Source organism: Pseudomonas paracarnis, from assembly GCF_904063055.1.
Taxonomy (GTDB): domain Bacteria; phylum Pseudomonadota; class Gammaproteobacteria; order Pseudomonadales; family Pseudomonadaceae; genus Aquipseudomonas; species Aquipseudomonas paracarnis.
Genome location: NZ_CAJFCN010000005.1, coordinates 376040 through 391702 on the forward strand (window position 1 = coordinate 376040; position 15663 = coordinate 391702).

A 15663-nucleotide genomic window follows, 5' to 3' on the forward strand; every position below is an offset into this window, starting at 1 on the left:
CCCAAGGGTCGGTCAGGGGCGTTTAGCCTGTTCTTCAATGTGTTCCAGGGCGGCCTCCAGGGCCAGTCGGTAACCGCTGGCGCCAAGGCCGCAGATCACTCCTACCGCTACGTCGGAGAAGTAAGAGTGATGGCGGAAAGCTTCGCGTTTGTGCACGTTCGATAAATGCACTTCGATGAATGGGATGCTCACCGCCAGCAGCGCGTCACGTAATGCAACGCTTGTATGCGTAAAAGCGGCGGGGTTGATCAGAATAAAGTCCACGCCTTCGCCGCGCGCGGCATGGATACGATCAATCAATTCATACTCGGCATTGCTTTGCAGGTAGAGCAAATGGTGGCCGGCTTCACGTGCCCGTCGTTCCAGGTCGAGGTTGATCTGATCGAGGGTTACTGCCCCGTAGACGCCCGGTTCGCGGGTGCCAAGCAGGTTCAGGTTGGGTCCGTGAAGAACCAGTAAGGTCGCCATTGGCTGTTCCTTGTTATTGGTGTGGGTGCGTCAGAACCCGGCGACTATGCCGCAAAGCCTTTGTGACTGTCCAGTTCTATGCAGTAGCCGGCACGATTAGCGAGGATTGCGCAAAATTTGTGACTGTGGTCTTAGATCCAGTCATCGCTAATACGGCACTGAGATCGCTGGAGACTCATTGTGGGAGCGGGCTTGCTCGCGAATGCGGTGGATCAGCTAAAGATGCATTGACTGACACACCGCATTCGCGAGCAAGCCCGCTCCCACATTTGGTCCACACCGGTCGGGATATCGGGTCAGACGCGGAAGGCTTGCACGGCGGTAGTCAGTTGCCCGCCCAGTACCAGCAGGTGTTCGCCCTGGCTACGGCCCTGGCCAATGCGCAGTAAATTATCCTCACCCAATTGATGTATCCGTTCACTGTTGTCGCGAATCTCGCTCACGGCTCCACTTTGCTGCGCGGTCACATCGGCAATGCGTACGGCGGTATCCGAGATGGTCTGGATCGCGCCGACGATTTCATCCAGCGCGCCATCCGCCGCCTGGGCCTGCTGGGCGGTGGCTTCGGCGTGTTCGACCTGGGCGCGCATGCCTTCTACCGACTGGTGCGCGGCGGTTTGCAGGCCGGCGATCAGGCCCTGGATTTCGGCAGTGGCACCGGCGGTACGCTGGGCCAGGGAGCGCACTTCGTCGGCCACCACGGCGAAACCACGCCCGGCCTCACCGGCGCGGGCGGCTTCGATGGCGGCGTTGAGCGCAAGCAGGTTGGTCTGGTCGGCAATCGAGCGAATCACCGTGAGCACGCCGCCGATGGTGGCGGACTCTTCGGCAAGTTTCTCGATCATCTGCGCGTTTTGCTGCACTTCGCCCACCAGCGCATGCAGCCCGGTGAGGCTCAGGCCGATCACACGCTGGCCTTGCTCCACGGCCTGGCCCGCACTGCGGCTGGCGCCGGCCGCCTGGCTGGCATCCCCGGCAACTTGCTGGATGGTGGCTTCCAACTCACCCAGGGAATCACGGATTTGCGCGGTGTCGCCGGCCTGGCGTTCGGCGCCGTCGTGCAGGCCGCTGCTCAGTTCGGCCAGGGCGCGGCTGCTGCCCGCCACTTCTTCGGCATTGCCGCGGATGGTGCTTACCAAATCCACCAGATAGGCGCGCAGGCGGTTGAGGGAGGCCTCGATATCGTGCAGTTCACGGTTGGTCTTGCCCAGGGCAATCGGTTGGCTGAAGTCGCCTTCGGCCCAGGTCGACAAGGCGGGTGCCAGGTTGGTCAGTACGCGCGCCAGGCGGCGTTGCAGGGTGTCGATCAGCAATGCGATCAGCAGGATCAGGCCAATCATCACGCCCTGCATCACGCGTACTTCGCCCTGGATCCTGGCATGTTGCGCGCGCACCACGGGTTCCAGGCCGGCGATGGCTTGTTGCACGTTAGTGATTTTAAGGTGGGTGCTGGCGGCGAGATCGGCGCGTTGCTGGATCTGTTCACGGGTGCGCTGCAGCTCGGCGGGGTAGCGGGTCAGCAGGCTGTTGAGTTCGCGCTTGAGGTCGACGCCGGTGTCCTGAGCTTCGGTTTTTTCGGTGTTTTCCAGCCCCATCAGCGCGGAAAAATCATCGGTGTTGGATTCAGCGCTGGCCTTTATTCCCAATAGGGGCAGTTGCGCGAGCAGGTCGGCCTGGGTTCGCAGGTTAGTCACCTCCCGCTCGACATCAGCAGCCAACTCGGCGCGCCCGCTGCTGACCAGCTTGTCGCGGGCCAGGGACAGTTTGCCCAAATGTTGCGAGGCGGCGAGCAGCGGCGACATATAGCGCGCAGCCTCCGCGGAATTGACGCCGCTGGCGTACTGGCTCAGTTGTTCCAGGTTTGCGCCCAGTTCACGTTCGGCTTGCAGCAACAGCGCTTGCGGGTCGCCAGCCAATTTACCGGCGGCCAACAGGTCAGTCTTGCTGAAGGTCTCCAACTCCACGAGGCTGGGCCGCAGGCTTTGCGCCAATTCGGGCGGCAGTTCGCCCAGTTGCAGCTGCAGGCTTTCCAGGCTCTGGGTGGCACTGCTCAGGCGCAGGGCATCCCCGCTGGCCAAGTAGTCCTCGATGTTTCGGGCGGCCTGGTTTTGAAAAATCTGGGACAACCCCAGGTAGCGCTCCATCAACAAGTACGGGCGCTCCAGCGCCCGTTGCGACCACCACAGCGTCGCGCCGAGGGCCAGGCACACGGCCACCAGCAGAAGGGTATTGAGATTGGTCAGCAGCTTCAGGCGCATGCGGGGTTTCAACCGACGGCAAGAGATAAGCGCCTGAATTTATTGCGTTTGTATTACAGCGTTATGACCGAATCGGTGGATTCTGGTGAAAAGATGGCACTTTGCTTTGATGTGCGAGCGGCTTGCACGCGGTTGCGTCCGGCGTCCTTGGCGCGGTAGAGCGCTTCGTCAGCCTGAGCGGCCATCATCAGGCTGTCGGAATCGTCGCACAGCTCCACCAGGCCGGCGCTGAAGGTGCACCACAAATCCTGCGGTTGGGCGGGGTAGTGGATTTCTGCAAAGCGCCGGCGAATGTCGTCTAGCACCTTGCAGGCCGATTCCAGGTCGGTGTCGGGCATCACGATGGCGAACTCTTCACCGCCGTAGCGGCCGATGTAATCGGTCTTGCGCAAACGCTGCTTGAGAAACAGTGCCAGGCTCTTGATCACCCGGTCGCCCATGGGGTGGCCGTGGCTGTCATTGACGCGCTTGAAGTGGTCGATATCGAGCATGGCAAAGCTAAGAGGCTTGTTCTCGCGGCGGGCGCGGAAGCTGCAATCTTCGAGCAGTTGCAGGATATGCGTGTGGTTGTACAGCCCGGTGAGGCTGTCGCGCACCATCCGCGCCTTCAAGTTGCGCGCACGCGACGCCCGGTTGCGCACAGTGGTGATCAGGTGACGCGGTTTGATCGGTTTGGTGAGGAAATCGTCACCGCCCTCGCTCATCGCATCCAGTTGCTTATCCAGGTCGTCCTCAGCCGACAGGTAGATGATCGGCACGCTGACGTAGCGGTCGTTGTGGCGAATCACCTTGGCCAGTTCGGTGCCGGTACAGGCAGGCATGTACATGTCGAGGATGATCAGGTCGGGTTGGAAATCCGCCAGCTCGGCCATGGCCTGGATCGGTTCGATCAAGGTGCGGGTGATAATCCCGGCACTGTTGAGCAGGCGTTCGGTGTGCAGCGCCTGGGCCCGCGAGTCGTCGATGATCAGCACTTTGTACGGTTCGTACTGGGCCGCGCAGGTCAGCACTTCGATCTTTTCCAGCAGGCTTGAGGCTTCCAGGGTACCGGTCAGGAACTCTTCGCCACCGGCGCGCACGGCGGCCAGGCGCGTCGGGGTGTCGGTTTCGTGCAGGCTGAAAAACAACAGTGGCAGCTTGTGCTCCAGGCCCTCTTGGGCTTCTGCGGCGAGCTTCAGGCCCAGGCCTGTGCCGCAGAAGTCCACGTCCATCACGATCGCCGACGGCAAACGCTCGGCCATGGCCGCGCGAAAGGCGGCGACGCTGTCCAGGGCGTGGGCGCTCATGCCAAAGAATTCGAGCTGCTTGGCCAGGCGCTCGGCGCGGTCATGGTCGGCGAGCATCACATAGATCGGCTTGCGCATCGGCGGCAGGAAGGTTTGCTCAAGCTGGTCGCCCTGGCGCAGGCCGGTGCGGGACAGGCGTTGCATCAAGCGGTTGAGCTCGGTGATCAGTTGGCTGCTCAGGCGGCCACGGTTCTCGTCCACGGCTTGCAGGGATTCACTGATATGCCGTGCCAGTTGCGTGTGTTCGGGCTGTTCGAAGCGTTCGGCGAAGCGCTGCAGGCGCAGGTTGGCTTCGCTGAGTTCGGAAAAGTCGGCGTTCGACCACTCGCTGCGTTGCAGGCGCTGCCAGATCTCAAGAATTTGACGTGCCTGATGAATTACCCGCTGGGCAAAGTGCTGCTTGAGACGCTCGCGGCTGGGGTCTTCTGACTCGGTCATATCCTGACTACTGTGAGGGTGCATGCTGAGGTCGACTGATGGCTCTATGCTAGCACCTCTTTTCTGATAGATGAGTGTCATACGTCAATTAAGTCTGCATGCCAGAGATTCAGTTATTGACCGGCTGGTCGCCCAGCGTAAAAGGTGTGCATCCTTTATAGTCCAAGCGGCCCGGTGCGCCACTTTCGTGTAAAAGCCCCGCACCGATGGGCACGATGGGGTAGGGTTGTGGTCGGAATGTCTGAACGCACCCGGACAATTGACGTGCATGAACTCAAGTGATTGAAAGGATATCGCCATGCTGGACTGGAAAAACCGCGAAGGCAGTGCCAAAGGCCCCGCCCCTGAGCCCAAGTCGGCCAACCGCAGCTATTTTCGCAACCTGCTGATGAGCCGGGCGTTGCTCAGCATCATCGGCTTGTACCTGCTGGTCACCGGTGGCCTGGGTTGGTACTGGAGCCAGGAGCCGGCGCTGTTTCCGGTGCAGCAAAACGCCCAGCTTGCCGCCGAGAAGGAAGGCAAGCAGATGGTGGTGGGTTACACCACCGTTGAAACACTCAAGACCGTGGTCGGCACCTTGCTGAACAAGCCAGGCGGCTACATCTCCAACGACCGTTTCCCTCCGGGCTTGTGGATGGACAATATGCCGAGCTGGGAGTACGGCGTGCTGGTGCAGGTGCGTGACCTTACCCGCGCCCTGCGTAAAGACTTCGCCCGCTCCCAGTCGCAGTCGGCTGAAGACGCTGACTTGGCCAAGGCCGAGCCGCGCTTCAACTTCGATAACAAGAGCTGGGTGCTGCCTTCCAGTGAGTCGGAATATCAGGAAGGCATCAATTCCCTGAGCCGCTACGAAGCGCGCCTGTCTGACCCGAACCAGCGCGGCGCGCTGTTTTATGCGCGTGCCGACAACCTCAACAACTGGCTGGGTGATGTGGCCACCCGTTTGGGTTCGTTGTCCCAGCGTCTGTCCGCCAGCGTAGGCCGGGTCAAGTTGAACACTGCGCTGAAAACCGAGGCGCTGGCGCCGGGTGAAGTGCCGCAGGTTGATGAAGAAGTGGTGGAAACCCCATGGATGCAAATCGACAACGTGTTCTACGAAGCGCGCGGCCAGGCGTGGGCCCTGTCCCATCTGTTGCGTGCCATCGAAGTCGACTTTGCCGACGTACTGGCCAAGAAAAACGCCACCGTCAGCGTGCGCCAGATCATTCGTGAGCTAGAGGCCTCGCAGGAACCGGTATGGAGTCCTATGATTCTTAACGGCAGTGGCTTCGGCGTACTGGCGAACCATTCGCTGGTGATGGCCAACTACATTTCCCGGGCAAACGCTGCAGTGATCGACTTGCGTCAGCTCCTCAACCAGGGTTGATGATGGACGCTACTCAAAAGGAGGCCGCACACCGAGCGGCTTCCGATGCTGAACTGATCTGCTGGGTCGACGAGCAGGACCACCTGCTCGGCCACCTGGTCAGGTCCGACCTGCGCCAGCGCGGCTTGATTGGCCGCTGCACGTTTATCTTCCTGTTCAATTCCAAAGGCGAGTTGTGTGTGCACCGGCGCACGCTCAGCAAGGCGTTGTATCCAGGGTATTGGGATACGGCGGCGGGTGGGATGGTGGCCGAAGGTGAGAGCTATGCCGTTTCGGCAGCCCGCGAGCTGGAAGAGGAATTGGGCGTCAGCGGTGTGCCCTTGACCGAACATGACCATTTCTATTTTGAGGATGGCGACAGTCGGCTTTGGTGCAAATCCTACTCTGCCGTCTGGGACGGCCCCCTGCGCCTGCAGCCCGAGGAGGTCATGGAAGCGCGGTTTTTAAGCATCGAAATCATCCAGCAAGAGGCCGAACAAAAGCCCTACTGCCCGGACGCCCAGGAAGGCTTGCGGCGCTATCTGGCCTCGCGTCGCTAAAGTTGCAAAAAATGGCGCCATTTGGCTCTTAGCAAGTCGGCTTTTTGCCGTTACACTGCGCGCCTTTTCACCCGAACCACATTAGCGGTTCGGTAGCGCTGCCCCTGCCTGAGTGGGGCTTCGCGGTCGGTCACCGCCTTGTGCGGCGCCGATCAGTCTTCATCCTCCCAAGAGGATTGCCGGTGGCCAAAAAAGCCGCATCCTTCGCCGCCCTTGGTGGCCTGGTATTTTCCACCGACGCAGGTCGACACTGCCCGGACTGTCGTCAGCCCGTGGATTCGTGCACCTGCAAACAGACTCTGATCCCTGAAGGCGACGGTATTGCCCGCGTGCGTCGCGAGAGCAAAGGCCGTGGCGGCAAGACGGTGACCACCATCACCGGCGTGCCCCTGGCTGAAGAGGCCCTGAAGGAATTGGCCACCTCGCTGAAAAAGCGCTGTGGCACCGGTGGCGCGTTGAAAGACGGGGTTATCGAGATCCAGGGCGATCACGTCGAGTTGCTGTTGGCCGAGCTGATCAAGCTCGGGTACAAGGCCAAGAAGTCCGGCGGCTGAAAGCCTCTTCCCAACCTGTGGCTAAACTCTGTCCTGCCAGTGGGGTCTACTTCCCTTGCAGGCAAATCGTCATTTTCATTCTTTAGACTGCGCCAGCCTCCGCGAGAGGTGGCGCCTTCGCCTTCATTTATAGGGGACTTCGATGTCCGTACGACGCACACGCAAAGACGATGGCAGCCAATGGACAGTTGCGGACAGCCGCAGTGTTTACGGGATTCGCCATTGGGGGGCCGGGTATTTCGCGATCAATGAAGCCGGTCGCGTAGAAGTTCGTCCGAACGGCCCGAACAGCACGCCCGTCGACCTGTACGAGCAAGTCGATGAGCTGCGCAAAAGCGGCCTGTCGTTGCCGCTGTTGGTACGCTTCCCCGATATCCTGCAAGACCGCGTGCGCCAATTGACCGGTGCCTTCGATGCCAACATCGAACGCCTGGAATACCAGAGCAAGTACACCGCGCTGTACCCGATCAAGGTGAACCAGCAAGAAGCGGTGATCGAGAACATCATTGCCACCCAGAACGTCTCCATCGGCCTGGAAGCCGGCTCCAAGCCTGAGCTGCTGGCCGTGCTGGCCCTGGCGCCGAAGGGCGGCACCATCGTCTGCAACGGTTATAAAGACCGTGAGTTCATCCGCCTGGCGCTGATGGGCCAGAAGCTCGGCCACAACGTGTTCATCGTGATCGAGAAAGAGTCCGAGGTGGGGCTGGTGATCGAAGAGGCGGCGAGCCTCAAGGTCAAGCCGCAGGTGGGCCTGCGTGTGCGCCTGTCGTCCCTGGCATCGAGCAAGTGGGCGGACACCGGTGGCGAGAAATCCAAATTCGGCTTATCCGCAGCGCAGCTGCTGTCAGTGGTCGAGCGCTTCCGCGCGGCCGGCCTGGACCAGGGCATCCGCCTGCTGCACTTCCACATGGGCTCGCAGATCGCCAACCTGGCCGACTACCAGCACGGGTTCAAGGAAGCCATTCGTTACTACGGCGAACTGCGCAACCTCGGCCTGCCGGTGGACCACATCGACGTCGGTGGTGGCCTGGGCGTGGACTACGACGGTACCCACTCGCGCAACGCCAGTTCGATCAACTACGACATGGACGACTACGCCGGCGTGGTAGTGGGCATGCTCAAGGAATTCTGCGACGCGCAGAGCCTGCCGCATCCGAACATCTTCTCCGAAAGCGGCCGTTCCCTGACCGCTCACCACGCCATGCTGGTGGTACAGGTCACTGACGTCGAGAAGCACAACGACGAAATCCCGACCATTGAAAACAAGGAAAGCCTGCCCGAAACCGTGCAATGGCTGGTGGACCTGCTGGGCCCGACCGACATCGAGATGGTCACCGAAACCTACTGGCGCGCCACCCACTACATGAGCGATGTGGCGGCCCAGTACGCCGACGGCAAGCTGACCCTGGCCGAAAAAGCCCTGGCCGAACAGTGCTACTTCGCGGTGTGCCGCCGCCTGCACAACTCGTTGAAAGCCCGCCAGCGCTCGCACCGCCAGGTGCTGGACGAACTCAATGACAAGCTGGCCGACAAGTACATCTGCAACTTCTCGGTATTCCAGAGCTTGCCGGATACCTGGGCCATCGGCCAGGTCCTGCCTATTCTGCCGCTGCACCGCCTCGACGAAGAGCCGCTGCGCCGCGCCGTGCTGCAAGACCTGACCTGCGACTCCGACGGCAAGATCAAGCAATACGTCGACGAGCAAAGCATCGAAACCAGCCTGCCGGTTCACGGCTTGAATGAAGGCGAAGATTACCTGCTGGGGATCTTCCTGGTCGGCGCCTATCAGGAAATCCTGGGCGACATGCACAACCTGTTCGGTGACACCGACTCGGTGAACATCTACCAGCGTGAAGACGGTTCGGTGTACAGCGCCGGGATCGAGACTCACGACACCATCGAAGACATGCTGCGCTATGTGCACTTGTCGCCGGAGGAGTTGATGACTCATTACCGGGACAAGTGCGCCAGTGCGAAGATCTCGGCCTCGGAGCGCACTCAGTTTCTGGACGCGTTGCGCCTGGGTCTGACCCGTTCTTCGTACCTGTCCTCGTAATAAAAATGTGGGAGCGGGCTTGCCCGCGATGGCGGAGTGTCAGGCAACCGTTAGGGGGCTGACCCACCGCCATCGCAGGCAAGCCAGCTCCCACATTTGGGTCTGCGTTCCTTCAGTTCCCGCCCAGCCACAGCCCTTGCCGATTCAAGTGCCAGGCAATTGCCCACAGCGTCAGGCTGCGCACCGCCATGAACAGCAGGAAGGTGATCCACAATCCGTGGTTACCCATGCCCTGCAACGCCCAGGCAATCGGCAGTACCAGCAGCACCGTCAGCAACATCCCATTGCGCATCTCCCGCGCGCGCGTTGCGCCGATAAACAAGCCATCGAGCAAATAACTCCACACCGCAATCAACGGCAATACCGCAAGGTAGGGCAGGTAGATATCGGCGGTTTCGCGTACGCTGGGGATATCGGTTTGCATGGCGATAAATAGATGGCCGCCGAAGGTGAACAGCAGGGCGAAGCCGATGCTGGCGATCAGTGACCAACCGCAGGCCACGACTAATGAGCGACGCAACGCCTGCCGGTCACGGGCGCCGATGGCGTGGCCGCAGAGGGCTTCGACCGCGTGGGCCAAGCCATCCAATGCGTGAGCCGTCAGTAACAGGCCGTTAAGCAGCAGCGCATTGGCTGCCACGGTGGCATCGCCCAACCTTGCGCCTTGCACGGTGATCATGAAAAACACCGACTGCAACGCCAGGCTGCGGATGAAGATGTCGCGGTTGACCGCCAGCAACGGGCGCCAGCTTTGCCACAGTTTCAACGCGGCCCAGGCGATATGCCCCGGATAGGCGCGCAGGGCTTTTTGCGTGAGCGCCAGGCCGAGCAGGGCGCCGGTCCACTCTGCGATCACCGAGGCTCGGGCGGAGCCGACCACGCCCCAGTCCAGCCCAAGTACAAACCACAGGTTAAGCGCAATGTTGACCAGGTTGGTGGTCAGCAGAATCGCCAACGGCGCCCGCGCATTCTGAGTGCCGAGGAACCAGCCGACCAGCGCATAGCTGGCGAGGGCGGCTGGCAGACCGAACAGACGGGTGTGGAAAAACTCGCGGGTCAGTTGGTTCAGTTCTGGCGAAGGCTGCATCCATTCCAGGGCCAGATGGCTCAAGGGAATGCCCGCGGTGCCCAGCAGCATCGCCAGGCCCAGCGCCAGCAACAAGCCTTGCAACAGGATCTGCCGCAACGCCGCGCCATCGTTGCGCCCGGCGGCTTGGGCGGCGAAGCCGGTGGAGCCCATGCGCAGGAAGCCCATGGCCCAGGCGAGGAAGGTATACAGGCTGGCGCCGACAGCCACGGCGCCCAGTTGATGGGCGTGGGGCAGGTGGCCGATGACCATGCTGTCCACCAGGGCCACCAAGGGCACCGAGATATTCGACAGGATCATCGGCGCGGCCAGGGCCCAGACGCGGCGATGGGTGGGGCGGTGGCGCCAGTCGGACAATAAGGTGGACATGCAGTCTCCTTCGGGGGAGCGGCATTGTACCCGGCCATCAGTTGTACAGCAGGCCCAATGTGGGAGCTGGCTTGCCTGCGATGACGGACTCTTTGCCAACTCATCCGGTGACTGACCCACCGCTATCGCAGGCAAGCCAGCTCCCACATTTTGATCTTGATCGCCAATGGTTGTGGGATTTGGCTTGGCTTCATGCCCCACCAAGAACCAACCGCCCCTCCGTCGGTCAATGTGACCGGTGCCGCAGCGGCTTGGTCGGCGCTGATATATAGTTCACCCTTCGGTTCCCTCTGACTATGAGTGCCCCATGCTTAACAAAGGACTGTTCCTGGCCTGCGCGCTGGCCCTGCTGAGCGCTTGCGATTCTTCCGATAAACCCGCTGCACCGCCTGCGCCCACTGTGGCGGCAGCGCCGAAGCCGGTGAAAGCGGCGGTGGACGTGGCAGCGTTGAAGCAACGCTATGCCGGGCGCGAGCTGAGCGTGGTGGACGTGTCCGAGGTGCAGTTGGACGGGGCCAGCACCTTGTCGGTGAGCTTTTCCATTCCTCTGGATCCGGATCAGAAGTTCGCCGACAAGCTGCACCTGGTAGACAGCAAGTCCGGCAAGGTCGATGGCGCCTGGGAACTGTCCGATAACCTGATGGAATTGCGCCTGCGCCACCTTGAGCCGCAGCGCAAGCTGGTGCTGACCGTGGACGCCGGGGTGAAGGCAGTCAACGGCAACACCCTCGCCGCCGAATACAACGCCCGCCTGGAAACCCGCGACCTGCAAGCCACCGTCGGCTTCGCCAGCCGCGGCACCCTGTTGCCGACGCGCCTGGCCGAGGGCCTGCCGGTGATCGCGTTGAACGTCGACAAGATCGACGTGGAATTCTTCCGGATCAAACCCGAATCCCTGCCGTCATTCCTGGCGCAGTGGGGGCGTAATACCAGCCTGCAAAGCTATGAGTCCCGTGAACTGCTGCCAATGGCCGAGCTGGTCTACGGCGGGCGTTTCGACCTGAACCCGGCGCGCAATACCCGCGAAACCCTGCTGCTGCCGATTGCCGGCCTCAAGCAGTTGCAGCAGCCGGGCGTGTACCTGGCGGTGATGCGTGCTTCGGGCACCTATAACTATTCGCAACCGGCCACCCTGTTCACCTTGAGTGATATCGGTCTGTCGGTGCACCGCTATGCCAATCGCCTGGATGTGTTTACCCAGGCGTTGGAAGGCGGTAAGGCGCTCAACGGCGTCGAACTGGAAATCCTCGATGCCGAAGGCCGCGTGCTCGGCCAGGGCAAGACCGAAGACGGTGGCCACGCCGAGTTGCCACTGCCGAAAAAAGCCCAGGTGTTACTGGCCAAGCAGGGCGAGCAAACCAGCCTGCTGCGCCTGGACAGCGCCGCGCTGGACCTCGCCGAGTTCGATATCGGCGGGCAGCCCTCCCACCCGTTGCAGTTCTTTGTGTTCGGCCCGCGTGACCTGTATCGCCCCGGCGAAACCGTGCTGCTCAACGCGCTGTTGCGTGACAAGGATGGCAAGGCGGTAAAGCCGCAACCGGTCAGCGTCGAAGTACGGCGCCCGGATGAACAGGTGAGCCGCAAGTTCGTGTGGGAGGCCGACGCGTCCGGCCTGTATCAATACCCGTTGCAACTGGCCGGCGAGGCGCCGACCGGTCGCTGGCAGTTGGTATTCGACCTCGGTGACGGCAAGCCGCAACTGTATGAATTTCTCGTCGAAGACTTCCTGCCCGAACGCCTGGCGCTGGAACTCAAGGGCAGTGACACGGCGTTGAGCCCGGCGGATAACCCGGTCATCCAGGTCAACGGTCGTTACCTCTACGGCGCGCCCGCGTCCGGTAACCGCGTCAGTGGCCAGGTGTACGTGCGCCCACTGCGTGAGGCGGTCAAATCCCTGCCGGGCTACCAGTTCGGTTCCGTCACGGAAGAAGAGCTGAGCCAGGATTTCGAGCTGGACGAAAGCGTACTCGACGCCAATGGCGAGCAAGCGCTGACCCTGGAAAGCAAGTGGGCCGAGGCCAAATCGCCGTTGCAACTGATCGTGCAAGCCAGCCTGCAAGAGTCCGGCGGGCGGCCGATTACCCGGCGCCTGGTGCAGCCGATCTGGCCGGCCGAGCAGTTGCCGGGCCTGCGTGGCCTGTTTGATGGCAAGGAAACCAACGGCGATGGCCCGGTGGAATTCGAAGTGCTGGTGGCCAACCAGGACGGTCAGAAACTGGCCGCACAAGACCTCAAGGTGCGCCTGGTGCGTGAGCGCCGCGACTACTACTGGAACTACTCGGAGAATGACGGCTGGAGCTACCACTTCAACGAGAAATTCCTCAATCTCGATGAGCAGAGCCTGAACATCAAGGCTGGCGACACCGCCAAGGTCAGCTTCCAGGTGGAGTGGGGCCCTTACCGCGTGGAGGTCGAAGACCCGCAGACCGGGCTGGTCAGCAGCCTGCGTTTCTGGGCCGGCTACCAGGCCCAGGACAACACCGAAGGCGGTGCCGTGCGCCCCGACCAGGTCAAGCTGGCGTTGGACAAACCCGCCTATGGTGATGGCGACACCGCCAACGTCACCGTCACGCCACCGGCTGCCGGTAAAGGCTACCTGTTGGTGGAGTCTGCCGAAGGTCCGCTGTGGTGGCAGGAAATCGACGTGCCGGCCGAAGGCAAAAGCTTTGCGGTGAAGCTCGATCCGAAATGGTCGCGCCACGATCTGTATGTAAGCGCCTTGGTGATTCGTCCGGGCGAGCGCAAAGCCAACATCACGCCTAAACGCGCCGTGGGCTTGCTGCACCTGCCGCTGGATCGTACCCAGCGCAAACTCGGCCTGACCCTCACCGCGCCAGAAAAAATGCGCCCCAAACAACCGCTGACGGTGAAGATCGCCGCCAAAAACGCCGATGGCAGCGTGCCCCAACAGGTGCACGTACTGCTGGCGGCGGTGGATGTGGGCATCCTCAATATCACCGAATACCCAACGCCCGATCCGTACGCCAGCCTGTTTGGCCGCAAAGCCTATGGCGTCGACCAATTCGACATCTATGGGCAACTGATCGAAGCCGGTCAAGGGCGCCTGGCCAGCCTGGCATTTGGTGGCGACGCGGCATTGGCCAAAGGCGGCAAGCGCCCGGACACCAGCGTTACCATCGTTGCCCTGCAAAGCGCCCCGGTGACTCTGAACGACAAAGGCGAGGGTGAAGTCAGCGTCAATATTCCCGACTTCAACGGCGAACTGCGCCTGATGGCCCAAGCCTGGAGCGATGATCGCTACGGTATGGCCGAAGGCAAGACCGTGATCGCCGCCCCGCTGATTGCCGAGTTGTCGGCGCCGCGCTTCCTGGCAGGAGGCGACCAGACCACCTTGGCCCTGGACCTCTCCAACCTGTCGGGCAAGGCCCAGAAACTCGATGTGCAATTGACCGCGCAAGGTCAGCTGCAGTTGGTCAACAGTGGCGCGCAATCGGTTGAGCTCAAGCAAGGTCAGCGCACCACCCTGCGTATTCCGGTACAAGCCTGGGGCGGGCTCGGCCAGGGCAAGGTCACGGTCACCGTCAACGGCCTGGACTTGCCGGGTGAAAACCTGCCGCCGTTCAGCCGCGAATGGACCTTGGGCGTACGCCCGGCGTACCCGGCCTTGCTCAAGCATTACCGCGCAGTGCTCAAGGATCAGCCGTGGAGCTTGCCGTCGGGCGCACTGGATCAATTCGATGCATCGGGACGTGAGGCGTTGTTGAGCCTGTCGAGCCGGCCGCCGTTGAACCTGGGCGCGCAGATCAGTGCACTCAAGGCGTACCCCTACGGTTGCCTGGAGCAAACCGCCAGTGGCTTGTACCCGTCGCTGTACGCCGACGACGCGCTGCTCAAGCGCCTGAGTATCAAGGGCGAGCCGGATGCCGAGCGCAAGCGCAAGATCGAGTTGGGCATTGAGCGCCTGCTGGGCATGCAGCGCTACAACGGCAGCTTTGGTTTGTGGGGCGCCGATGGCGAGGAAGAATATTGGCTGACCGCCTATGTCACCGACTTCCTGCTGCGCGCCCGCGACCAGGGTTTTGCCGTCCCGCCTGAAGCCTTGAAAAAGGCCAGCGAGCGCCTGTTGCGGTATGTGCAGGAACGTAATCTGATCGAGGTGGATTACAGCGACAACGCCGAACACACCCGGTTTGCCGTGCAGGCGTATGCCGGCATGGTGTTGGCGCGCAGTCAGCAGGCGCCATTGGGCGCGTTGCGCAGCCTGTTTGAACGGCGCAGCGACGCACGCTCCGGCTTACCGCTGGTGCAGTTGGCCATTGCCCTGCAGAAAATGGGTGACCAGCCCCGTGCGGATCAGGCGTTGTTGGCCGGCTTGGCGGCGCAGCGCAATGCCAATGAGTGGCTGGCCGACTACGGTAGCCCGCTGCGCGACCAGGCGATGATCCTGGCGTTGCTGGAGGAGAACGACTTGGCCAAGGGCCAGCGCGAGGAGCGGTTGTTCACTCTGTCGGACCAATTGGCCGCCAGCCCGTACCTGTCGACCCAGGAGCGTAATTCCCTGTTCCTGGCCGGGCGCCTCGGGTTCGCCAAGCCGCAAGCGAACTGGCAAGTGTCGCTCACCGGCAGCGGTGGCGTACGCGAGTTGAACAACCAGCAATCGACGTTGGAGTTGGACGGTAAGTTGTTGTCCAGCGACCTGGCCTTGAGCAATCAGGGTGAAGCGCCGGTGTACCAGCAATTGACGGTCTCGGGTTATCCACACGTGCCGCCAGCGGCCGGTGGCAACAACCTGAGTATCCGCCGCGAATACCTGGGCATGAACGGCCAGCCGTTGAACCTGCGTAACCTCAACAGCGGTGATCTGGTGCTGGTGCACTTGGCGGTCAGCGCCAAGCAACGGGTGCCGGATGCCCTGGTGGTCGACCTGTTGCCTGCCGGCCTGGAACTGGAAAACCAGAACCTGGCCCAAAGCGCGGCGAGCCTGGAGAACGCCAGCAGCCAGGTGAAGGAGTGGCGTGAGTCGATGCAGAATGCCTCGCTCAAGCATCAGGAGTTCAGGGACGATCGCTATGTGGCCGCGATGAATCTGGATGGCTATGGCACCACGCACTTGCTGTACCTGGCGCGCGCGGTGACACCGGGAACCTACCGCGTGCCGCCGCCGCAGGTAGAGTCGATGTATCGGCCGAACTGGCAGGCGGTGGGCGAGACGCCGGTGGATATGGTGATCAAGGGCCGCTGAAAGACAATGGTTGAATCCCTGTAGGAGCGAGCAAGCTCG

The 15663-nt window shown here is 61.9% G+C and carries 8 protein-coding genes and 1 pseudogene; 5 read left to right on the plus strand and 4 right to left on the minus strand.

What is annotated here, in order from left to right:
- Nucleotides 1–12 precede the first annotated feature (12 nt).
- The 3 genes and pseudogenes from aroQ to JMV15_RS13905 form a co-directional block, all read right to left on the minus strand.
- A complete protein-coding gene (gene aroQ / locus JMV15_RS13895; protein ID WP_014716732.1) occupies nucleotides 13–468 on the minus strand; it encodes a type II 3-dehydroquinate dehydratase in 456 nt (151 codons plus the stop codon).
- A gap of 296 nt (nucleotides 469–764) precedes the next feature.
- Nucleotides 765–1280: pseudogene (locus JMV15_RS28700) on the minus strand (methyl-accepting chemotaxis protein); the annotation flags it as partial.
- 1499 nt (nucleotides 1281–2779) lie between these two features.
- The gene (locus tag JMV15_RS13905; RefSeq protein ID WP_019818274.1) at nucleotides 2780–4450 is read right to left on the minus strand and encodes a response regulator; all 1671 of its coding nucleotides are present in this window, start codon (nucleotides 4448–4450) and stop codon (nucleotides 2780–2782) included.
- A gap of 298 nt (nucleotides 4451–4748) precedes the next feature.
- Between JMV15_RS13905 and JMV15_RS13910 the strand changes: the two genes are divergently transcribed.
- The 4 genes from JMV15_RS13910 (at nucleotide 4749) to speA (ending at nucleotide 8965) form a co-directional block, all read left to right on the plus strand.
- Nucleotides 4749–5816: a DUF2333 family protein gene (locus JMV15_RS13910; RefSeq protein WP_003188197.1), complete on the plus strand. Its 1068-nt coding sequence runs from the start codon at nucleotides 4749–4751 to the stop codon at nucleotides 5814–5816.
- Between the two features lie 2 nt (nucleotides 5817–5818).
- Entirely contained in the window at nucleotides 5819–6355 is a 537-nt protein-coding gene (locus JMV15_RS13915; RefSeq protein WP_014716735.1) for an NUDIX hydrolase, read from the plus strand.
- A gap of 182 nt (nucleotides 6356–6537) precedes the next feature.
- Entirely contained in the window at nucleotides 6538–6909 is a 372-nt protein-coding gene (locus JMV15_RS13920) for a translation initiation factor Sui1 (RefSeq protein ID WP_003188201.1), read from the plus strand.
- Between the two features lie 142 nt (nucleotides 6910–7051).
- Nucleotides 7052–8965, plus strand: coding sequence for an arginine decarboxylase (speA, locus tag JMV15_RS13925; RefSeq protein ID WP_003188203.1), 1914 nt, complete (start codon nucleotides 7052–7054; stop codon nucleotides 8963–8965).
- Between the two features lie 112 nt (nucleotides 8966–9077).
- Here speA and JMV15_RS13930 read toward each other — a convergent pair whose 3' ends face one another.
- Entirely contained in the window at nucleotides 9078–10421 is a 1344-nt protein-coding gene (locus tag JMV15_RS13930; protein ID WP_038448719.1) for an MATE family efflux transporter, read from the minus strand.
- 307 nt (nucleotides 10422–10728) lie between these two features.
- On the opposite strand from JMV15_RS13930, the gene JMV15_RS13935 reads away from it, so the two are divergent.
- Complete coding sequence (locus JMV15_RS13935; protein ID WP_073843479.1) at nucleotides 10729–15624, plus strand: alpha-2-macroglobulin family protein; 4896 nt, start codon at nucleotides 10729–10731, stop codon at nucleotides 15622–15624.
- Nucleotides 15625–15663: the final 39 nt, after the last annotated feature.